Here is a 19,471-nt window from a genome sequence, read left to right on the forward strand (position 1 = left end):
GGTGGGCGCCCTGATTCATCACAAAAAACGCAGGAAAAACCGTGACATGAGAGATTTCGCCGACCGTCTGATCGCCTGGCAGCGCCACCATGGCCGCCATGATCTGCCCTGGCAGGGCACGCGCGACCCGTACCGCATCTGGCTGTCCGAGATCATGCTGCAGCAGACCCAGGTCGACACGGTCATCCCCTACTACCAGCGCTTCCTCGCACACTTCCCGGATGTCGCCAGCCTCGCCGCCGCGCCGGTGGAGGACGTGATGGCGCTGTGGAGCGGCCTCGGCTACTACGCGCGCGCCCGCAACCTGCACCGTGCGGCACGCACGATCATCGAGGCGCACGGCGGCGCCTTTCCGCGCAGCGCGGCGGAGATCGCCGGCTTGCCGGGCATCGGGCGCTCGACCGCCGCCGCCATTGCTGCCTTCGCCTATGGCGAGCGCGCCGCCATCCTCGACGGCAACGTCAAACGCGTGCTGTGCCGGGTGTTCGGCGTGGACGGTTTCACTGGCGAGAAGGCGGTCGAGAGCCGGCTGTGGGCGCTGGCGGAGTCGCTGCTGCCCGAACGCGAGGTCGGGCGCTACATTCAGGCCCAGATGGACCTCGGCGCCACCCTGTGTACCCGCGGCAAGCCCGCCTGCGCGCGCTGCCCCTTTTCCGAGGACTGCGTCGCACGCCGGGAGAACCGCATTGCCGAGCTGCCAACGCCACGCCCGAAGAAGGTCGTGCCGCGCCGCCAGGCGCGCTTTGCGGTCATCACGCGCGAGGACCGGGTGCTGCTGGAGCGTCGGCCCCCGACCGGGATCTGGGGCGGACTCCTGGCCCTGCCCGAGATTCCGGACGAAGTGGCCGACGTGGGAGCCTGGACTGCCGAGCGTTTCGGGCTCGCCTGCGCGGCGCCGCAGCTGCTGGCCCCGCTGACGCACGCGTTCACCCATTTCGTGCTCGACATCGAGCCGATCCGACTGCACGCCACAGCAAATGCGGCACCGCACACGCTGGCCGATGAACCCACGCTGCTGTGGCAGCCGCTTGCCAGCGCAGGCGATGCCGCGCTGCCCACGCCGGTGCGCCGCATCCTCGACGCCCTGCAAACCCCCGACCTGTTTTCGGACTGAAACAGGCTCAGGCGAGCTTCGGCAGCAGCCCGTGCTCGCGCAGGAACTGCTGCAGGATCTCCAGCCGGCTGACCACGTCGTCGAGCTCGAGCAGGCGCTGCTTGGCTTCCAGCGGCACCGGCAGCAATTCGGCGTAGCGCGCACCGACCCAGCCCGCATCGTCGAAGCGGTGCGGCGGCGGCAGGCGGTCGCCGAGTTCGGCGACGATGGTCTGCAGCAGCGGCAGCAGATCGAGCTGGGCATTGGGCATCGGCTGCGGCGCGGGCTCGTCGAGCCAGCGCACTTCGCCCACCAGCAGGCCGTCACGTTCGACCTCATGATCAACGATGCGGAAGCGCCGGCCGCCGCGCGTCAGCAGGGTCAGCAGCCCCGCCTGCTCCATGTCCCACTGCTCGATGTGCGCTTCGGTGCCCACCGGATGCGGCACGGCGGCCTCGCCGACCTCGTCGCCGGCGGCGATCAGACACACGCCGAACGGCGTGCCCTCCCTCATGCAGCGCGTGACCATGTCCATGTAGCGCGGCTCGAACACGCGCAGCGGCAGCACGCCCTCCGGGAACAGCACGGTCTTGAGCGGGAACAGCGGCAGGCGCGTCAGCAGGGTGGATGACTCACTCATCAATCTCGATTCCCAGGTTGCGCGGGGTCCTCGCCCCAGCGCGCCATCAATGCATGCGTGACGCCGAGTTGGTCGAGGATGCGTGCGACGACAAAGTCCACGAGATCCGCGACCGACTGCGGATGGTGATAGAAGCCCGGGTTGGGCGGCAGGATGCACACCCCGAGGCGAGCGAGCTTGAGCATGTTCTCGAGATGGATCGCCGAGTACGGTGTCTCGCGCGGCACCAGCACCAGCTTGCGTCCTTCCTTGATCACGACGTCGGCCGCGCGCTCGATGAGGTTCTGGCTCAAGCCACCGGCGATGGCCGCCAGCGTGGCCATGGTGCACGGGCACACCACCATCGCATCCGGCGGATTGGAGCCCGACGCCGGCGGCGCGAACCATTCCTCGCGGCCAAACACGCGCAACTGGCCCGGCACGGCGCCGAAGCGCGCCGACAGCTCGGCCTCGACCTCGGCCGGGCGCGCCGGCAGGTTCCAGTCCATCTCCTGCCGCGCGACGATCTGCGCCACCTGCGAATACAGCAGCCACACGCGATGTCCGGCCTGAAGCAGGCATTCGACCAGCCGCACCCCATAGGGCAGGCCGGACGCGCCGGTGAACGCGACGGTAATGGTACGTGGGGCGCTCATCGGCCTCCTTCAGCCAGGAATGACAGCGCGCAAAGTCAGCGCAGGTAGTCCGTGATCAGCTCCCAGCGCCCGTTGCGGATCTGTGCCAGACGCCCATGGCGGTTGCCGAGGTGGTCGTCGGCGCTGAAGCGGTACGACGGGCTGCCGAAGTAATCACGGGTGAATTCGAGGCGTTCGAGGGTGCGCGCGAACGCCTCGGGCGTCAAGTCGCGACCGGTCGCCTCGGCGGTACGCACGAACATGTCGGCCAGCGAGTAGCCCATCACGCTCCAGACGTTGGGCGCCGCACCGAAACGCGCGCGGTAGCGCTCGATCCAGTCGGCGAGCTGGCTGTTCGCGCCCTCGGCATAGGGGTGCGGCAGCACGCTGACGCCGTACAGGCCCTCGACTGCGTCACCGCCGAGTTCGTGCGTCTGGGCCGAATAGCCCGACGCCGTCACCAGCATATCGACCTTCCAGCCGATGCGCCTCGCCTCGGCCATCGCTGCCACGGTTTCGCGCACGACGGTGGCAAGCACGACCAGATCGCATTCGGCCGCACGCAGGCGTGCGACCTGGCTCGACAGGTCGGTGGCGCCGCGCTTGTAACCGGTGCGCTCGAACAGCGTCTGGCCGAGCCTCTCGAGGCCTGTCTCGACGCCCTTCATCACCTCGAGACCGTAGTCGTCGTCCTGGTACAGCAGGCAGGTGCGACGATAGCCGCCAGCCTGCACCATGTGCCGTGTCGCAGCCTCCATGTAGTCCTGGTAGGGCGCGAAGTTCTGGAACTTGAGCGGGTGCAGCGGTTCGTAGGTCGCCTTGTGCGGCGAGAACGGGAACAGGTGCAGGCGCCCGGCCTCGAGTACCACCGGCATCGTCGCCATCACCACCGGCGTGCCCATCGTGGCGATGAAGGCAAAGGCTTTGTCGCGCTGCACCAGCTTGCGCGCCGCCAGCACGCCGCGCTTGGGATCGTAGCCCGCGTCCTCGACCGCCAGCCGCAACCTCCGACCATGCACCCCGCCGGCGGCATTGGCCTCGTCAAAGCGCATCAGCATTCCGTCGCGCACCGGCGTGCCCAGCATCGCGATCGGCCCCGACAGGTCAGAGATGTGGCCGACGACGATCTCGCGCGCGCTGACGCCGGCGACATCGGCCGCATGAAGGGAGGTGCCGGCCAGAGCGGCAAACAGGGCAAGGGCGAGGCGACGCAAGCGTTTCATCGCGGAGGATCTCCTGGAGGAATACAAGGCGGCAGTCACGCCGCTTCACAGGGCTCGGATTGTCGAATGATCCAGAATTGCGAGCAAGCGGGTGCCGGCGTCATCCGCTGCGCGGGCCGCTGGCCAGCCCCTGCGGCCGCAGCAGGACGACCGCCACGATGATCGCGCCGAACAGCACCAGTTCCAGCCCCGCCGAGCGCGCCCAGTCGCCGGGCAGGGTGTCGCGCAGCACGGCGATCGCCTGCGGGATCGCCACCACCACCAGCGCGCCCCACACCGCACCGGACAGGCGCCGCGCGCCGCCGATGAACGCCAGCATCAGCAGCTCGAACGAGAACACGAGGCCGAACTGCTCGGGGCTGATGAAGCCGATCCAGTGCGCGTAAAGGCTGCCACCCAGTGCCGACAGGCTGCCGCCGACGATGAAGGCGCGCAGCTTGGCCGCGCCGGGCGCGATGCCGCAGGCATCGGCGGCAGCCTCGTCCTCGCGTACCGCACGCCACGCGCGCCCGAGACGCGAGCGAAGCAGGCGGGCAGCGAGCGCGAGCGCGATAAGCAGTACAACGATGCTGACCGCCGCCTGCGCCAGCGGCGTGTCGGCCTGCCAGCCCGCCAGGCCGAAGCCCGGCACCATCAGGCCGGCCGCGCCGTGCGTCAGCGACTCCCAGCGCACCAGCGCCTCTTCGACGATCAGCGCGAAGGCGAGCGTACTCATGCCGAAGTACAGCCCGCCGAGTCGCCCCGCCGGCAGGCTCGCCAGCACGCCGCCCAGCGCACCGACGGTGGCCGCCAGCGGCAAGGCCAGCAGCGGCGCCACGCCGGCCTGCACCAGCAGGGTCTGGGCATAGGCCCCGAGCGCGACGAGCGCGCCCTGCCCGAGCACGATCTGCCCCGCCTGGCCGACGATGATGACCACCCCGAGACCCGCGATGGCGTAGGTCGCGACCAGCGTCGCCTGGCTGAAGGCGAAGTCGGCGCCGAGCCACCCCACCGCGAGCGCCAGCAGCAGCCCCCAGACGAAGGCTGCACGCAGCACGCGCAGCCCCTCCGGGGCCGCCACCGGCGTCGCGCTCATCGCCCGCCCCCGCCCGCACGCCCCGCGGCCAAGCCCTGCGGGAACAGCAGCAGCGCGGCCATCAGCAGCACGTAGGGCACGACGTCCTTCGCCCCCTCCGGCAGCACCAGCCCTGCAAGCGCCTCGACCACGCCGAGAAACAGACCGCCGGCCAGCGCGCCCGGCAGGCTCGTGAGCCCGCCCAGCACCGCCGCCGGAAAGGCCTTAAGCGCGATCAAACCCATGTTGAGGTGCACGAAGGTGATCGGCGCCAGCAGCAGGCCGGCCACCGCCGCCAACCCCGCGCCGAGGGCCCAGGCCAGGGTGTGCATGCGCGCCACCGGCACGCCCATCAGCGCCGCGACGCGCGCATCCTCGGAGCAGGCGCGCAGCGCGAGGCCGGCGCGGGTATGCCGAAAGAACAGCGCGAGCAGCAACACCAGCACGACGGTGGCGAGCACGACCCACACATGGCTTGCTGCCAGCACCAGCGGGCCGATGCCGAGGGTGTCGGCCGCGAAGGGCAGGCGGTACATGTCCTGCGCCGCAGCCGGCACCGAGGCCACGCCGCCGCGCATCATCATGCCGAGGCCGAAGGTCAGCAGCACCGCGACCAGATGCGGCTGGCCGATCGCACGCCGCAGCGCAACCCGTTCGAGCCCGGCGCCGAGCAAGGCCACCGCCAGCACCGCGCCAACGGCCGCCAGTGCCAACGGCCAGCCCGCCGCGAGGTGCAGCGCCAGCCCGGCAAAGCCGCCCAGCATCAAAAGGTCGCCCTGCATGAAGCTGACCGTCTCGGTTGCCTTGAACACCAGCACGAAGGACAGCGCCACCAGGCCGTACACGCAGCCGATGGCGATTCCGCTGGAGAGGACCTGGAGGAAGGAAAGCATGGGGGCGAAGCATAGCAGCCGATCCGCCCCCTGCACCGCTGCCCGGCTGGTGCCGCGCAGCAGGCTGCCGTGATCACGCCGAACTGATCACACCGAAGTCAGCGCCGCACTCGGCGGCAGGGCGCAGGCGGCACGGTACTCGCGCGCGAGGCGGGCCACCAGCTCGGCCGTGGTCGGCACATCGTGGATCGTCGCCACGCCGTGGCCCGCACTCCACACGTCGCGCCAGGCCTTGGCCTCCTCGGCGAGGTCGTGCAGCTTGCCCTTGCCGAAGCCGGCGGCCAGTTCCTCGCGCCGGTAGCCCGCACGCTCGAGGCTCTGCCACATGAAGTTGGCGTTGGTGCCGGAGATGGCATCGGTGTAGACGATGTCGGCCGGGACGCAGTCGACCACCATCTGCTTGTATTCCGGCTGGGCCATCGCCTCGCGGGTAGCGATGAAACGCGTGCCCATGTAGGCGAGGTCCGCCCCCAGCACTTCGACCGCGCGGATCGCCGCGCCGTCGGAGATCGCACCGGCCGCGACCAGCAGGCCGTCCCAGAACTCGCGGATCTCGCGCACCAGGCTGATGACGTTCTGCCCGCCCGCATGCCCGCCCGCGCCGCCAGCCACCGCGATAATGCCGTCGACGCCCGCCGCGATCGCCTTGCGCGCATGGTAGGCATGGACGACGTCGGACAACACCAGCCCCCCGTAGCCGTGCACCACCTTCACGACCTCGGCCGGATTCCCCAGGCTGGTGATCACGATCGGTACCTGGTGACGGACGAGGATCTCCAGGTCTTCCTGCAGCCGCACATTGGACGCATGCAGGATCAGGTTGACCCCGTGCGGCGCGCACGGCGCATCGGGATTGGCCGCGCGATGGGCAGCGAGTTCAGCATCGATGCGCGTCAGCCACTCGTCGAGCTGCGCCGCCGGCCGGGCGTTCATGGCCGGGAAGGTGCCGGCGACACCGGCCTTGCAGGTTTCGATGACGAGGTCCGGGCCGGACACGAGGAACATCGGGGCGGCGATCGCCGGCACGCTGAAACGGCCGCGCAGGCTGGCGGGAAGGCTCATGGGCTAGTCTCCTTGAATGGATCGGGACGCCTTCGCAGGGGCGTCTGCCGGACAGCGACTCTAACATCGCCCCGGCAGGATTCAAACGATCGTTTAAATTTACGCACCCACCCCTGCGTCCCGACCATCGGAAGGGGCTTCAGCCCAGGAAACGGTCGTAGACACCCTGGCGCCACAGCACGATCGCGATGACGACCACGATCAACAGGAACATCCAGGTGCCCCAGGGTGTTTCCTTCTCCGCATAGGGGTCTGCCATCGAACGCGAAGCTCCCGCCGGCAGGCTTGCCACACCGGTGAGCGCACTGCCGAATGGAATGTTGATGCGGGCGCGGGTGTTCACCGCCCAGCCGTTGGCGTCGAGCAACGGCCCGAGGTTGCGCTGGCGCAGCTTGAGCCAGGCCAGCAGCATCGACGGTCCGGAAATGAGCAACATGACGCCGGCGATCACCAGCGGCATCTGCCAGCCGGGCAGCGACAGAAAGCCCGTCACGACCGCCGCCAGTGCAGTGCCCAGGGCGCCGAGCGCGAGGCCGATGGCGGCGAAGATGCCGGCGAACTTGGCGATGTCGAAGGCCTGGGGCGCGGGGGCTGGAGCGGGCGCGGGCGCTTCGACCTTGGCCCCGGCACCGGCCACGCCGGCCGCCGCCTTGTCCTCGACCGCCTTGTCGCGCGAAGCCGCGAACTTCTGAATCTGGTCGCCGATCATGCGGCCTACGCGCTTGTATGGCGACCAGAAGGCCTGGCGCACGCTGATCGGCGCTTCCACCACCTTGACCACGGCTGCGTTCCAGTCCCGCCCCCGGCGGTCATAGAACACGCCGTTGCGGCCCGGCACCATCATTTCGTCGGCATCGCCGCCGGTCATCGCCGCGACGATGGTGATCGGCGCCTCGCCTTCGCGCCTGCATTCGCAATACACGAGGTAGGCACCGGACAAGGGCGCCAGCGCGGCGTGGCGTCCCATGTCGGAAACGCGCAGGCACAACTCGCAGCTGCGCTGATCGAGGTAGAGCGTGCCCGCCTGGAAGATGGCCTTGTTGCCGGCGTTGTAGAAGTCGCTGAGGGTGACGAAGTTGCGCAGCAACGTGACCAGGTCGCGGTTGTAGCGCACCAGGCGCTCGAGCGCATCGACCTGGGCGGCGGCGGTCTCGGCCGCGAGGTCCTGCTGGATCAGCGCCGTCAGCTCGGCCTGCGCGGAACCGGCGAGCAGCGCGCGCAGGGTGTCGGCGGGCACGGCTGCAAGCGGCGTCGCCGGCGTCGCGGCCAGCCAGGCGCGATAGGCGTCGAAGCGTGCGGCAATGTCCTGCCACTCGGCGTGGGACAGCGTGGTCCGTTCGCCGAGGATGGGCTTGATGACGTCCTCGCGCAGCGCGGTGATGCGCGCCTCCCAGGCCGGATTGAGCCCATCCTGCAGCGGCAAGGAACGGCCGGCACCGACCTGGGCCAGCGGCAGCGCGGCCACGCCTTCGGTGTCGGTGGCCAGCGTCTGCACGGCAAGGCCGACGTAGGTGGTATCGGCGGGGTTCAGCGCAGTGGCGGCGCGTTCGTCGAAGGCGGCGAGGCGGCAGCGGGTGAAGTAGTCCTCCACCTTGGCGCGTACGGCATCGAACACCGCAGCCGCGGCCGCCGTGCACTCGCCCAGCGGCAGCACGCTGTCCGGATTTGCGGCGGCTTGGTCATGCCAGTCCACGACCGACTGCGCCGCGGTGAAGAAGGCGCTCACCTTGTCCTGGTCGATGCCCGGCTTGCCACTGCGGTCCTCGACGGCGCCGAAATGCTCGATGACGAGGCCGATCGTCTTCGCCAGCTCGGCGTCCGGGGTAAGTTCGGCCGGCACGATGCCGTCGCCGTTGTAGTGATCGGGCGCGAACAGCCGGGACGGGTCAGCCAGGTCGGCGACCGCGACCGAGTCGGCGTCAGGCTTGCCCATGTAGGCGAGCACCTTCCTCGCCGTCGCCAAAAGCTTTCCGCCCTCGGGGTGATCGTCCGCGATCGCCGCGAGCGGCAAGCCATCCACGCCGCGGAACAGCACGTCCGGCGTCTTCAGCACGGCGCACATCCAGTTAGCCGCGGCGATGACCTCGGGCGCGCGGATACGACCATCGCCATCGGTGTCCAGCAGTTGCAGCGTACGGGTGTCGAACTCGAGCCCGGAGGTGGGGCAGGCCAGCACAGACCACAGCTTCTGGTCGAGTTCACCGAGGTGACGCAGGTCGTCCGCGTTCTCGATCAGGACCTGGTCGAAGCCACCGGAGCGAAAGAAACGCCACCGATAGCCCTTGTCGTTCTCTTGCGTGCTCATCTTTCACTCCCTGTCGTGATCCGGTTGTTATCCGCGCTGCTTACACCGCCGGGATACTGCGCCGGAATCGGACCGCCGACAACCGCCCGGCACCCGGAGCGGGCGCCTCAGCCGTAGGCGCCGACGAAGGGGTTGGTCTCGCGCTCCTCGCCGAAGGTCGAGGTCGGCCCATGACCCGGAATGAAGGTGATGTCGTCACCGAGCGGAAACAGCTTCTCGCGGATCGAGCGGATCAGCGTCTGGTGGTCGCCGCGCGGAAAGTCGGTGCGGCCGATCGAGCCGGCGAACAGCACGTCGCCGACGATGGCCAGGCGCGCGCCCTCATGCACGAAGACGACGTGGCCCGGCGTGTGGCCCGGCGTGTGGATGACCTTGAGGCTCTCCTCGCCGACGGTAACGGTGTCGCCGTCATGCAGCCAGCGGTCCGGCTCGAAGGTCTCGACGTCGGGAAAGCCGAACATCTTGCTCTGCTGCGGCATGCCCTCGATCCAGAAGCGGTCCTCTTCCTGCGGCCCTTCGACCGGCACGCCGAGCTCGCGCGCCAGCCTGGCCGTGCCGCCGGCATGATCGATGTGGCCATGAGTGATCAGGATCTTCTCCACCGTCACCCCCAGCTTGGCTACCGCCGCGAGGATGCGATCGATGTCGCCACCGGGGTCCACCACCGCCGCCTTTTTCGTCTTCTCACACCAAAGGATGCTGCAGTTCTGCTGGAAGGGCGTGACCGGGACGATGCTGGCCTGGATCATGGGGCGGGCTCCTGAATGGCGTGGGATCGGGCGGCAGTTTAACTGATCGCGGCAGACGGTCCGGTGAACGAAAAACCCGCCTGTCGGCGTAAGGCGCGACAGGCGGGCTTGGCGTGCTGCCGGGCGCCGCAGCGCCGCGGAGTCAGGCGATCAGATCACGCCCTGGGCGAGCATGGCCTCGGCCACCTTGACGAAGCCGGCGACGTTGGCGCCGTCGGCGTAGCTCACCGAACCGTCCTCGCGCTTGCCGTACTTCAGGCAGGCGGCGTGGATGCCGAGCATGATTTCCTTCAGGCGGGCGTCGACCTCTTCACGGGTCCACGACATGCGCATCGCGTTCTGGCTCATCTCCAGACCCGAGGTGGCCACGCCGCCGGCGTTGGAGGCCTTGCCCGGCGCGTACAGCACGCCATTGTGCTCGAAGATCTTCACGGCTTCGGCCGTGCTGGGCATGTTAGCGCCTTCGGCCACGGCGATCACGCCGTTCTTGACCAGGGTGGCGGCGTCATTGGCGTCGAGTTCGTTCTGGGTCGCGCACGGCAGGGCCACCTCGACCGGCACATGCCACGGACGCACGTTCGGCTCGAAGCGGGCACCAACACGGGCGGCGTAGTCGGACACACGGCCGTAGAGGTGGTTCTTCACTTCCATCAGCACGGCCAGCTTCTCGGTGGTGAAACCTTCCTCGTCGATCACCGTGCCGCTCGAATCCGAGCAGGTGATCGGCTTGGCGCCGAGTTCGAGCAGCTTCTCGATGGCGTACTGGGCAACGTTGCCCGAACCGGACACCGACACGCGCATGCCACGGATGTCACGACCCGCGTGCTCGAGCATCGCATTGGCGAAATACACGGTGCCGTAGCCGGTCGACTCCGGACGGATCAGCGAGCCGCCGAAGGTCAGGCCCTTGCCGGTGAACACGCAGGCGGCGTTGTTCGACAGCTTCTTCATCATGCCGGCCATGAAGCCGACCTCACGGCCGCCCACGCCGATGTCGCCGGCCGGCACGTCGGTGTCGGGACCCACGTGGCGATACAGCTCGCTCATGAAGGCCTGGCAGAAGCGCATCACCTCGCCCGGGCTGCGGCCCTTCGGATCGAAGTCGGAACCACCCTTGCCACCGCCCATCGGCAGCGTGGTCAGCGCGTTCTTGAAGGTCTGCTCGAAGGCGAGGAACTTCAGGATCGACAGGTTCACCGAGGGGTGGAAACGCAGGCCGCCCTTGTAGGGGCCGATGGCCGAGCTGTGCTGGATGCGATAGCCGCGGTTGACCTGCGTCTCACCCTTGTCGTCCACCCAGGAGACGCGGAACATGATCACGCGCTCGGGTTCGATCAGTCGGTCGAGGAGCGAATGCTCGGCATAACGTTTGTTGGCGGAGATGAAGGGCCACAGGCTCTCCATCACCTCGGTCACCGCCTGCAAAAATTCGGGCTGGCCGGGGTTGCGTTGCTCAACGTAAGCCAGGAACTCCTCGAGAGACTGATATTTCATGATGTTTGGCCTGCTTGGTGGATGGACACGCGCACGCGACCGCCTCGGTTTTACCCGAGGCGGTCGCGTGAATTCACCAATATTGTGCATCAAATTCACACAATTGGTGCGCAAATCTCAATGACAGGCCGCCAACCATCCTTACGTCATTGTATTTGCACCTCTGCAGTGCGCGCGCACTACTTGAGGGCATAAAAAGGCCGGGCAAGCCCGGCCTTTTTGAAAACGCGCCGCTGGTGATGCTTACTGCACGCGCACCTCGACCCGGCGCGCCTCGGCGGCGTCTTCCCCGCCCAGGGTCACCGCCGGGCGGCGCATCAGCACTCGCTTGGCCGGCACGCCGGCGGCAAGCAGGCCCTCGCGCACCGAAAGGGCGCGATTCCTCGCCACCTCGGCATTGATCGCGGCGGCACCGGTTTCGTCGTGATAGCCGGACAGCAGCGCATGGGCCTCGGGCGCTGCCGCCAGCGCGGCGACCACGGTGTCGATCTGCGCCGCAGCCGTAGGAGGCAGCACCGTCTCGCCGAGGTCGAAATGGATCTTCACAAGCGGCTCGCCGACTTCTGCCACCTCCACGAACATATCGGTGGCCGGCTCGACCGGCGCCTGCGCGCCACGCAGCTGATACGCACCGAGGCCAATGACGAAAGCAATGACCAGCGCAATGATGCCGAACACCACGCCCATGACGACGTTGAGTTCGCTGTCTTCCTGATCGAACATGTGCTGCACCCCCTTGAAAAGACGAACCGACCGGCCTGAGCGCTGCAATTCTAGCCGAACGCCATGACAGATCCGATGCGCGGCGTGGCGCCACGGGGAACGTACATCATTTGTTTTCGGCAAATGCGCTCGCCCGCCATGAATCGTCTATCCTGAGTGCCCTGTCATACGGATGATCACGGAGGCAAAAATGGGGTTCTTCGATTTCGTCAAGGAAGCGGGCGAGAAGCTGTTCGGCGGCGGTGAGGCCAAGGCAGCGCAAGCCGCGCCCGATCCTGCAGCGGCCAATGCCAAGGCGGCGGCGGCCATCCACAATTACATCAGCGCGCTGCAGCTTGCGCCGGCCGACCTCGCGATCAGCTTCGACGGCGCCAGCTCGGTCGTCACGGTCACGGGCACGGCGCCCGACCAGGCGACGCGCGAGAAGATCCTGCTTGCTGCGGGCAACGTCGCCGGCGTCGCCAGGGTCGAGGACCGCATGGCCGTGGCGCGCAGCGAACCCGAAGCGCAATTCCACACCGTTGTGCGGGGCGACACCCTGTCGGCGATCGCCAAGAAGTTCTATGGCAACGCCAACAAGTACATGGCCATCTTCGAGGCCAACAAGCCGATGCTGACCCACCCGGACAAGATCTATCCGGGCCAGGTGCTGCGCATTCCGCCGCAAGCCTGATCCGCTGCGGCCGACAGGCCGTGCTGCTTGCAACGTCGAGGCCCGGGCCGTTACGCTCGGGCCTCTTCACGTCTACGTCCGGAACTGCCCCCATGGCCCGCGTCCGCATCGAGTTGCCCGACCGCTTTCCCTTCCGCACCGCCATTGCGCTGCTGATCTCGCACATCAACTACGGGCGCCATCTCGACAATGCGCAGCTGCTCGGCCTGGTGTCCGAGGGGCGGGTGCGCTTCCTGAAATCGATGGGCTACACCGAGCTCGACATCGAAGGTGTCGGCATCGTCGTCGCCGATGCGGCGGTGCAGTACCGCTCCGAAGCCTTCCACGGCGAGACCATGGTGGTGGAGATGGCGGCCGACGACTTCAGCGAATTCGGCTGCGACCTGGTGTGGCGCCTGACCGATGAAGCCAGCGGACGGGAAGTCGCGCGCGGCAAGACCGGCATCGTGTTCTTCGACTACGGCGAACGGCGCAAGACGGCGGTGCCCGAAGGCTTCCGCCGCCGATTCGCACCGGCATCATGAGCCTGATCTTCCCGGCAGACGCGGCGGAACCCAGGTCATGAACGCCGGCGCTCGCCCTCCCGTTGCGCCGCCGAGGACACCACACGTCGCCATCGTCGGCGGCGGTCCGGCGGGACTGATCGCCGCAGAGACGCTTGCTGCTGCAGGCGTGCGCGTGACCGTGTTCGACGCCATGCCCTCGGTCGGGCGCAAGTTCCTGCTCGCCGGACGTGGCGGCCTGAACCTGACCCACAGCGAGGCGCTGGACGCCTTCCTGTCGCGCTACGGTGCGCGGCGCGAGGTGCTCGTGCCCATGGTGCAGGCCTTTGGTCCGCAGGCGCTGCAGGACTGGGCACACGGACTGGGGGTGGACACCTTTGTCGGGACCTCGGGCCGCATCTTCCCGCGCGAGATGAAGGCCGCCCCGCTGCTGCGCGCCTGGCTGACACGCCTGCGCGCCGCGGGCGTGCAGTTCGCCGTGCGCCACCGCTGGCTCGGCTGGGCCGACAGCGATGGCGATGACGGTCCCAACCCAACGAACGACGCACCGACCAGCGACACACCGCTGCGCCAGCACCTGCGCTTCGCAACGCCCGAGGGCGAGCGCCGGGTCGAGACCGACGCCCTGCTCCTCGCCCTTGGCGGCGGCAGCTGGGCCAAGTTCGGCTCGGACGGGGCCTGGGTGCCGCTGCTGCGCGCCACCGGCACCGACGTTGCCGAGCTGCGGCCGGCAAATTGCGGCTTCGACGTCGCCGCGGGCGGCGAAGGCGGCACGGGCTGGAGCGCGCATTTTCTGGAACGCTTCCGCGGCCAGCCGCTGAAATCGGTCGTGGCCCGCTTCACCGATGCCTCTGGCCAAGCACAGGAGCGGGCCGGCGAATGCCTCGTCTCCGCCACCGGCATCGAAGGCGGTCTGATCTACGCCCTTTCCGCGCCGCTGCGCGACGCGATCGCCGCGCAGGGCGAGGTCACGCTGCGACTCGATCTCGCCCCCGGCCGAAGCCTCGAACGCCTTGGGGCGGACCTCGCACGCCCGCGCGGCAGCCGCTCGATGGCCAGCCACCTGCAGGGACAGGCCGGCATCAAGGGCATCAAGGCCGCCTTGCTGCGTGAATGCCTCTCCAGGGACGATTTCGACGACCCCTTGCGCCTGGCGGCCGGCATCAAGGCCCTGCCGCTGCGGCTGACGGCGCCGCGTCCGCTCGACGAAGCCATCAGCAGCGCAGGCGGCGTGCGTTTCGAGGCGCTCGATGCCCACCTGATGCTGCGAGTCCGGCCCGGCGTCTTCATCGCCGGCGAGATGCTCGACTGGGAAGCGCCGACCGGCGGCTACCTGCTGACCGCCTGCTTCGCCAGCGGAGCGGCGGCCGCGCACGGTGTGCTGGACTGGCTGCGCCCCAAGACCTGAACGCATTGCGCCACAAACAAGACGGGCCATCCGCGCACGAGACCGTGCGTGGATGGCCCGAACGCATCGCGCGGCGCGCTCAGTTCTTGCTGTAGCGCGCTACCAGCGCCGCCGCGGCGTCATGCATGGCCTTGCCGTCGACACCGGTGGCGCTGAGCTCCTCAATCCAGCCCTGGACGACCGGGCGGGTCGCGGCTTCCCAACGCGCCAACTCCGCACCCTCGATGGCGTAGATGGTGTTGTTGTTGGCCACGGTGGCTTCACGGCCGATGACGTCGGCCTTGATGAACTGAGTCGCGACCCAGGCGGAGGTTGCGGCACCGCTGTTGTCGTCGATCACCTTCTTGAGATCGTCGGGCAGGCTCTCATACTTCTTCGCGTTCATCAGGAAGACCATCGTGGCGACAGTCATCGCCTTGGGCCCCTTGAACTCGGCGTGGTAGCGGGTCAACTCCTGCGTCTTCGTCGCCGGCACCACCTCCCAGGGCACCAGCGCCCCCTCGATGACCCCCTTGGACAGGCTTTCGGCCATCTGCGGAACCGGCATGCCCACTGGCGTTGCGCCCAGTGCAGCCAGCATCTTGTTGCCCAGGCGCGACGGCGCACGAACCTTGAGGCCGTTCAGCTCATCCAGCGTCTTCACCTGCTTGCTGCGCAGATGCAGTACGTTAGGACCATTCACCCAGATCGCGATCGGTTTGGTGCCCGCGAACTCCTTGGCGGCATGCGCCTGGGAGAAATCCCACAAAGCGCGCGAGGACGCTTCGGCCGTGGTCGTGAAAAACGGCAGTTCGAACACTTCGGACACCGGGAAGCGGCCCGGCGTGTAGCCCGGCAGCGTCCACACGATGTCCGCCACGCCGTCGCGCACCTGGTTGAGCAATTGGGGTGGTGTTCCGCCGAGCTGCATCGACGGATAGATCTGGCACTTCATGCGGCCCCTGCTCTCCGCCTCGATCTTGTCGCACCAGGGTTGCATGAACTGAGTCTGGGCCAGCGAGCTGGGCGGCAGGAAGTGCGAAACCTTCAGCACGACCTCCTGTGCGGCGGCGGGCAAAGGCAGCAGCGCGGCAGCCAGCAGGCCAATCAGGGTACGGGATTTCATCGATGTCTCCTCCTCGGGGCTTGAATTGTCGGGTCATGCAGTTTCGGGACGCTTGCCGGCGTCCCAATCGAGGGCAGGCGCTTCCCTGCCGGCGACCGAGTACAGCGCCCCGGGCGCATTCCGGGTGCGCTGGAACTGTTCGAGCGATTCTCCACGCATGGCAGCATAGATGTGCAGGTTGGACACGCCCAGCACAGCCCCGAGCTTTTCCAGCATGAAGAAGATCACGCCATAGTGGATCAGCCCACGCCAGTCCCGCCTGCGAACCAGGTCACGCTCCTGCTCGATCAGCCCGGCGGCCTCGAAGCTCGCTTCCTCGTCGGCGAGGAAGCGCTTGCGATGCGCCGGCACGATCATGTCGTGCAGGAAGCGGTTGAGGCGGTAGGCGCGCTGGCTGGTGGCCAGGCTGAAGGGATAGGTGCCGGCCAGCGCCTGCGCGCCCGCCAGTTGCGTGGCAACATGGGCGCGGTGGCGCTCGACCTCGCCCGCGACCGCGGGGGCGGCCCGGTTCTCGTAGATCGCGGTGGCGATGCCGGTCATCGACGGCAGGTAATAGGTCTGGTGGATCTTGTTCACCGAGGCGGACAGGGCGCCGCGCATGACCAGCCACATGATCACCTCGGCCCCTTCCAGCCCGCCGAGCGTGGCGTATTCGGCCTGAGTCAGCTCCGTCAGCCGTACCGGGTCATGCTCGAACAGCGCCAGGAACTGCTCGTCCCAAGGCGTGTTGTTGAACCCGGCCCGCTCACCGTGCACCTGGTGCGACAGGCCGCCGGTGGCGACGATCGCGACCGCGAGGTCTTCCGGATAGCTCTCGATCGCACGACGCAAGGCCTGCCCAAGCCGGAAGCAGCGCCGCGCTGTGGGGATCGGGAACTGCAGCACGCCGACCTGCAGCGGCACGATCGAAACCGGCCACGCCGGTTCATGCGGGCACAGCATCGACAAGGGCGAGAAGCAACCGTGGTCCAAGGGCTTGTCCTGGAAGAAGGACATGTCGAACTCGTCCGCCATCAGCGAATGGCCGATGTGCTGCGCCAGTCCGGGATGGCCCGCCACCGGCGGCAGGTCGCGCGCGCCGCCGCCCTCGTCGGCCACAGCGTAGTGGTCGCCGATCCCCAACGCGAACGCCGAGTAGTGGTCGAAGAAGAACGACGTGACGTGGTCGTTGTAGATGAAGAGCAGCACATCGGGCTGCGTGTCCTTCACCCACTGACGAACCGGCGCGAAGCCGTCGAAGATCGGTTTCCAGACCGGATCGTCCTGCTTGTTCTTGTCGAACGCGAAGCCGATGGTCGGTGTGTGCGAGCAGGCGATGCCGCCGATGATGCGTGCCATGCAGGTGTCTCCTTCCTGGTCGATCGTGTGCCGCGGGCGAGACCAGCCGCCCGAGCCCGAAGTGCGTGCAGAGTCTAGACAGGCATCCCACTGTGGATAAGATGTCTGGATCAGTAGCGCGATAACCGGCGGTTATCACAACACCATGAAACTCTCCGCACTCCAGGCCTACGTGGCCGCAATCAACGACGGCAGCCTGCGCAAGGCGGCCGCCCGGCTCGGCCTGTCGCAGCCGGCGCTGAGCAAGATGCTGCGCGAACTGGAGGTCGAGCTTGGCGCGTCCCTCGTCGTGCGTTCGACGCGCGGCGTCATCCCGACCGCCCAGGGCAAGGTGCTGTACGAGCGCGCCAGCGCGGCCGACCGCGAGCTGACCCGGGCGGTCGAGGAGATCGGCCAGCTCGGCGGACGCATGGTGGGCGAGTTGAGCATCGCCGCCGTTCCCCTGGCGGTGATGCTCGTGCTGCCCGAAGCCGTGCGTACCTTCAGCCAGCAGTTCCCCGAAATGCGCCTGCGCATCAGCGAGGAGCTCTACATCGCCCAGCTCGCCTACCTGCGCAAGGGCGAGGCCGACGTCGCCATCGGCCCGATCCCGGAAGGCCTGGCGCAGGGCGAATACCTGGTCGAGCCCCTGCTGCCGATCGACATGGTGGTGGCGGTACGCAAGGGCCATCCGCAGGCCCGCTGCACCCGGCTGGCCGAACTGAGCGAGGCGCGCTGGGTGTACACGGGCTTGTCTGGCGCCACCGGCTACGCCCGCGAACTGTTCAGCCGCAACGGCCTGCCCCCGCCGCCGGTGGCCGCCACGGTCAATTCGACCCTGGCGCTGCTCGCCCTGCTCGGCTCGGGCGACTTCATCGGGCTGATGCCGGCCCCCCTCGCCCGACACCCGGTGACCTCGAGCTACTTCGACGTCGTCCCGCTGCAGGAAGGTCCGCTGCGGCTCACGCTGGGCGTGATGGTGCGCGAGGAAATGGCCATGTCCGTCATGGTCCGCCACTTCCTGTCGCATCTCCACCGCGCCGCCCACCATCTGGGCGGCATGGCCGGCACCGCAACCAGCTGAAAAGGCCTGCGCCCTGCGGACGGCGCAACCGGCACACTCGGCTAGAATGCCCGCCTTCAAGACCAAGAGTCCGGTTCGATGCCCACACCCCTTCACCGCCGCCCCGAACTGCTCGCGCCCGCCGGCACCCTCGACATGATGCGCACCGCCTTCGCCTACGGCGCCGACGCGGTGTATGCCGGGCAGCCGCGCTATTCGCTGCGCGTGCGCAACAACAGCTTCGGCCAGCTCGACACGCTCGCCGCCGGCATCGACGAGGCCCACGCCGCCGGCAAGCTGTTCTACCTGGTCGCCAACATCTACCCGCACAACGCCAAGATCCGCAGCTTCGAGGACGACATGGCGCCGGTGATGGCCATGAAGCCCGATGCGCTGATCATGGCCGACCCCGGCCTGATGATGATGGTGCGCGAGCGCTGGCCGGAGACGGACATCCACCTGTCGGTGCAGGCCAACACCACCAACTACGCCTCGGTGCGCTTCTGGCAGTCCATGGGGGTGAAGCGCATCATCCTGTCGCGCGAGCTGTCGCTGGACGAGGTCGCCGAGATCCGCGACGCCTGTCCGGACATGGAGCTCGAGGTGTTCGTCCATGGTGCCCTGTGCATCGCCTACTCCGGCCGCTGCCTGCTGTCGGGCTACTTCAACCACCGCGACCCCAACCAGGGCACGTGCACCAATAGCTGCCGCTGGGACTACAAGCTGCACGAGGCGGGCGAAGACGGCGCCGGCGACCTGCAGGCCCGCGGCAACACGCCGATCGGCAATCCCAGGGACGCTGGCGCGGTCGGCACCGCCACCCGCAGCAAGCTCGACACCGTGCAGGGCCTCGCGCTGGGCGGCGGGCCGCGCCACATCGGCGGCAGCAAGGTCTGGCTGCTGGAAGAGGGCACCCGCCCCGGCGAGCTGATGCCGATCGAAGAAGACGAGCACGGCACCTACATCCTCAACTCCAAGGACTTGCGCGCCATCGAGCACGTGCAGCGCCTGGTGGAGATCGGCGTCGATTCGCTGAAGATCGAGGGCCGCACCAAGAGCCCCTACTACGTCGCCCGCGCGGCCCAGGGCTACCGGCGCGCGATCGAGGACGCGGTCGCCGGGCGCCCCTTCGACCCGCGCCTGCTCGGCGAGCTCGAAGGGCTGGCCAGCCGCGGCTACACCGACGGGTTCTACCAGCGTCATTCCACGCCCGAACACCAGAACTACCTGCGCGGCCACTCCGAATCGGGCCGCAGCCTGCTGGTGGGCGAGGTGGTTGGCTGGGACGCCGCACGCGGCCTGGCCGAAGTCGAGGTCAAGAACGGCTTCGGCGTTGGCGACCGGCTGGAGTTCGTGCAACCGGGCGGCAATCATGAACTGCTGCTCGACCGCATCGTCGACGCCAACGGCGACGCCGTCACGCGCATCCCGGGCAGCGGCCGGCGCGTGTGGCTGCCCTTGCCGCCGGGCGCCGATCCCGCACAGCCCTGCTTCATCGCGCGCTTTCTCTGACCTCGCGCGGCAGAGCGGCTACGCTGCCGCCTTCTGCCCG

18 protein-coding genes are annotated in these 19,471 nt (G+C 68.3%); 6 read left to right on the forward strand and 12 right to left on the reverse strand.

From position 1 onward, the window contains the following. Positions 1-46: 46 nt before the first annotated feature. Complete coding sequence (gene mutY / locus CGK74_RS01270; RefSeq protein ID WP_094266711.1) at positions 47-1,114, forward strand: A/G-specific adenine glycosylase; 1,068 nt, start codon at positions 47-49, stop codon at positions 1,112-1,114. 7 nt (positions 1,115-1,121) lie between these two features. Here mutY and CGK74_RS01275 read toward each other — a convergent pair whose 3' ends face one another. The 10 genes from CGK74_RS01275 to CGK74_RS01320 all read right to left on the reverse strand — a co-directional run bounded on the left by CGK74_RS01275 (position 1,122) and on the right by CGK74_RS01320 (position 11,850). Next, positions 1,122-1,733 (reverse strand): LON peptidase substrate-binding domain-containing protein, encoded by a 612-nt coding sequence (locus tag CGK74_RS01275; RefSeq protein ID WP_094266713.1) that lies wholly within the window; start codon positions 1,731-1,733, stop codon positions 1,122-1,124. After that, a complete protein-coding gene (locus CGK74_RS01280) occupies positions 1,733-2,368 on the reverse strand; it encodes a flavin prenyltransferase UbiX (protein WP_094266715.1) in 636 nt (211 codons plus the stop codon). The genes CGK74_RS01275 and CGK74_RS01280 overlap by 1 nt, the downstream gene beginning before the upstream one ends. Before the next feature lie 35 nt (positions 2,369-2,403). After that, positions 2,404-3,570, reverse strand: coding sequence for an ABC transporter substrate-binding protein (locus tag CGK74_RS01285; RefSeq protein WP_094266717.1), 1,167 nt, complete (start codon positions 3,568-3,570; stop codon positions 2,404-2,406). Positions 3,571-3,670: 100 nt separating this feature from the next. Further along, positions 3,671-4,645 carry a branched-chain amino acid ABC transporter permease gene (locus CGK74_RS01290; RefSeq protein ID WP_094266718.1) on the reverse strand — a complete coding sequence of 325 codons (975 nt, stop codon included), beginning with the start codon at positions 4,643-4,645 and terminating at the stop codon, positions 3,671-3,673. Next, positions 4,642-5,517: a branched-chain amino acid ABC transporter permease gene (locus tag CGK74_RS01295; RefSeq protein WP_094266719.1), complete on the reverse strand. Its 876-nt coding sequence runs from the start codon at positions 5,515-5,517 to the stop codon at positions 4,642-4,644. Before CGK74_RS01295 ends, CGK74_RS01290 begins: the two co-directional genes overlap by 4 nt. 87 nt (positions 5,518-5,604) lie before the next feature. After that, entirely contained in the window at positions 5,605-6,579 is a 975-nt protein-coding gene (locus CGK74_RS01300; protein WP_094266720.1) for an NAD(P)H-dependent flavin oxidoreductase, read from the reverse strand. 139 nt (positions 6,580-6,718) lie between these two features. Beyond that, the gene (locus CGK74_RS01305) at positions 6,719-8,884 is read right to left on the reverse strand and encodes a phage holin family protein (RefSeq protein WP_094266721.1); all 2,166 of its coding nucleotides are present in this window, start codon (positions 8,882-8,884) and stop codon (positions 6,719-6,721) included. 107 nt (positions 8,885-8,991) lie between these two features. After that, positions 8,992-9,633 carry an MBL fold metallo-hydrolase gene (locus CGK74_RS01310; protein ID WP_094266722.1) on the reverse strand — a complete coding sequence of 214 codons (642 nt, stop codon included), beginning with the start codon at positions 9,631-9,633 and terminating at the stop codon, positions 8,992-8,994. Positions 9,634-9,783: 150 nt separating this feature from the next. Continuing rightward, the gene (gene gdhA, locus CGK74_RS01315) at positions 9,784-11,127 is read right to left on the reverse strand and encodes an NADP-specific glutamate dehydrogenase (RefSeq protein ID WP_094266723.1); all 1,344 of its coding nucleotides are present in this window, start codon (positions 11,125-11,127) and stop codon (positions 9,784-9,786) included. Positions 11,128-11,370: 243 nt separating this feature from the next. Beyond that, on the reverse strand, positions 11,371-11,850 hold the full coding sequence (locus CGK74_RS01320; protein ID WP_094266724.1) for an OmpA family protein: 480 nt from the start codon (positions 11,848-11,850) through the stop codon (positions 11,371-11,373). A 190-nt stretch (positions 11,851-12,040) separates the two neighbouring features. Here CGK74_RS01320 and lysM point away from each other — a divergent pair, with 190 nt between their 5' ends. From lysM to CGK74_RS01335, 3 genes are all read left to right on the forward strand, one after another. Next, on the forward strand, positions 12,041-12,523 hold the full coding sequence (gene lysM, locus CGK74_RS01325; RefSeq protein ID WP_094266749.1) for a peptidoglycan-binding protein LysM: 483 nt from the start codon (positions 12,041-12,043) through the stop codon (positions 12,521-12,523). Positions 12,524-12,615: 92 nt separating this feature from the next. Further along, positions 12,616-13,047: an acyl-CoA thioesterase gene (locus tag CGK74_RS01330; RefSeq protein WP_094266725.1), complete on the forward strand. Its 432-nt coding sequence runs from the start codon at positions 12,616-12,618 to the stop codon at positions 13,045-13,047. Positions 13,048-13,084: 37 nt separating this feature from the next. Continuing rightward, entirely contained in the window at positions 13,085-14,434 is a 1,350-nt protein-coding gene (locus tag CGK74_RS01335) for a TIGR03862 family flavoprotein (RefSeq protein ID WP_094266726.1), read from the forward strand. A 79-nt stretch (positions 14,435-14,513) separates the two neighbouring features. Here the strand turns inward: CGK74_RS01335 and CGK74_RS01340 are convergent, their stop codons facing one another. Further along, complete coding sequence (locus CGK74_RS01340) at positions 14,514-15,539, reverse strand: TRAP transporter substrate-binding protein (protein ID WP_094266727.1); 1,026 nt, start codon at positions 15,537-15,539, stop codon at positions 14,514-14,516. Between the two features lie 33 nt (positions 15,540-15,572). Next, the gene (locus CGK74_RS01345; RefSeq protein ID WP_094266728.1) at positions 15,573-16,877 is read right to left on the reverse strand and encodes a gallate dioxygenase; all 1,305 of its coding nucleotides are present in this window, start codon (positions 16,875-16,877) and stop codon (positions 15,573-15,575) included. Between the two features lie 145 nt (positions 16,878-17,022). Between CGK74_RS01345 and CGK74_RS01350 the strand changes: the two genes are divergently transcribed. Together CGK74_RS01350 and trhP are read left to right on the forward strand one after the other, a co-directional pair. Next, positions 17,023-17,940 (forward strand): LysR family transcriptional regulator, encoded by a 918-nt coding sequence (locus CGK74_RS01350; RefSeq protein ID WP_094266729.1) that lies wholly within the window; start codon positions 17,023-17,025, stop codon positions 17,938-17,940. 78 nt (positions 17,941-18,018) lie between these two features. After that, positions 18,019-19,431 (forward strand): prephenate-dependent tRNA uridine(34) hydroxylase TrhP, encoded by a 1,413-nt coding sequence (trhP, locus tag CGK74_RS01355; RefSeq protein WP_094266730.1) that lies wholly within the window; start codon positions 18,019-18,021, stop codon positions 19,429-19,431. Positions 19,432-19,471 lie beyond the last annotated feature (40 nt).

The sequence above is a fragment of the Thauera propionica genome (assembly GCF_002245655.1).
In the GTDB taxonomy this organism is placed as follows: Bacteria; Pseudomonadota; Gammaproteobacteria; order Burkholderiales; family Rhodocyclaceae; genus Thauera; species Thauera propionica.

What these genes read in the sequence shown, in the direction of transcription:
- mutY (WP_094266711.1), top strand. Translation starts at nt 47, where the DNA reads ATGAGAGATTTCGCCGACCGTCTGATCGCCTGGCAGCGCCACCATGGC.
- CGK74_RS01275 (WP_094266713.1), bottom strand. Translation starts at nt 1,733, where the DNA reads ATGAGTGAGTCATCCACCCTGCTGACGCGCCTGCCGCTGTTCCCGCTC.
- CGK74_RS01280 (WP_094266715.1), bottom strand. Translation starts at nt 2,368, where the DNA reads ATGAGCGCCCCACGTACCATTACCGTCGCGTTCACCGGCGCGTCCGGC.
- CGK74_RS01285 (WP_094266717.1), bottom strand. Translation starts at nt 3,570, where the DNA reads ATGAAACGCTTGCGTCGCCTCGCCCTTGCCCTGTTTGCCGCTCTGGCC.
- CGK74_RS01290 (WP_094266718.1), bottom strand. Translation starts at nt 4,645, where the DNA reads ATGAGCGCGACGCCGGTGGCGGCCCCGGAGGGGCTGCGCGTGCTGCGT.
- CGK74_RS01295 (WP_094266719.1), bottom strand. Translation starts at nt 5,517, where the DNA reads ATGCTTTCCTTCCTCCAGGTCCTCTCCAGCGGAATCGCCATCGGCTGC.
- CGK74_RS01300 (WP_094266720.1), bottom strand. Translation starts at nt 6,579, where the DNA reads ATGAGCCTTCCCGCCAGCCTGCGCGGCCGTTTCAGCGTGCCGGCGATC.
- CGK74_RS01305 (WP_094266721.1), bottom strand. Translation starts at nt 8,884, where the DNA reads ATGAGCACGCAAGAGAACGACAAGGGCTATCGGTGGCGTTTCTTTCGC.
- CGK74_RS01310 (WP_094266722.1), bottom strand. Translation starts at nt 9,633, where the DNA reads ATGATCCAGGCCAGCATCGTCCCGGTCACGCCCTTCCAGCAGAACTGC.
- gdhA (WP_094266723.1), bottom strand. Translation starts at nt 11,127, where the DNA reads ATGAAATATCAGTCTCTCGAGGAGTTCCTGGCTTACGTTGAGCAACGC.
- CGK74_RS01320 (WP_094266724.1), bottom strand. Translation starts at nt 11,850, where the DNA reads ATGTTCGATCAGGAAGACAGCGAACTCAACGTCGTCATGGGCGTGGTG.
- lysM (WP_094266749.1), top strand. Translation starts at nt 12,041, where the DNA reads ATGGGGTTCTTCGATTTCGTCAAGGAAGCGGGCGAGAAGCTGTTCGGC.
- CGK74_RS01330 (WP_094266725.1), top strand. Translation starts at nt 12,616, where the DNA reads ATGGCCCGCGTCCGCATCGAGTTGCCCGACCGCTTTCCCTTCCGCACC.
- CGK74_RS01335 (WP_094266726.1), top strand. Translation starts at nt 13,085, where the DNA reads ATGAACGCCGGCGCTCGCCCTCCCGTTGCGCCGCCGAGGACACCACAC.
- CGK74_RS01340 (WP_094266727.1), bottom strand. Translation starts at nt 15,539, where the DNA reads ATGAAATCCCGTACCCTGATTGGCCTGCTGGCTGCCGCGCTGCTGCCT.
- CGK74_RS01345 (WP_094266728.1), bottom strand. Translation starts at nt 16,877, where the DNA reads ATGGCACGCATCATCGGCGGCATCGCCTGCTCGCACACACCGACCATC.
- CGK74_RS01350 (WP_094266729.1), top strand. Translation starts at nt 17,023, where the DNA reads ATGAAACTCTCCGCACTCCAGGCCTACGTGGCCGCAATCAACGACGGC.
- trhP (WP_094266730.1), top strand. Translation starts at nt 18,019, where the DNA reads ATGCCCACACCCCTTCACCGCCGCCCCGAACTGCTCGCGCCCGCCGGC.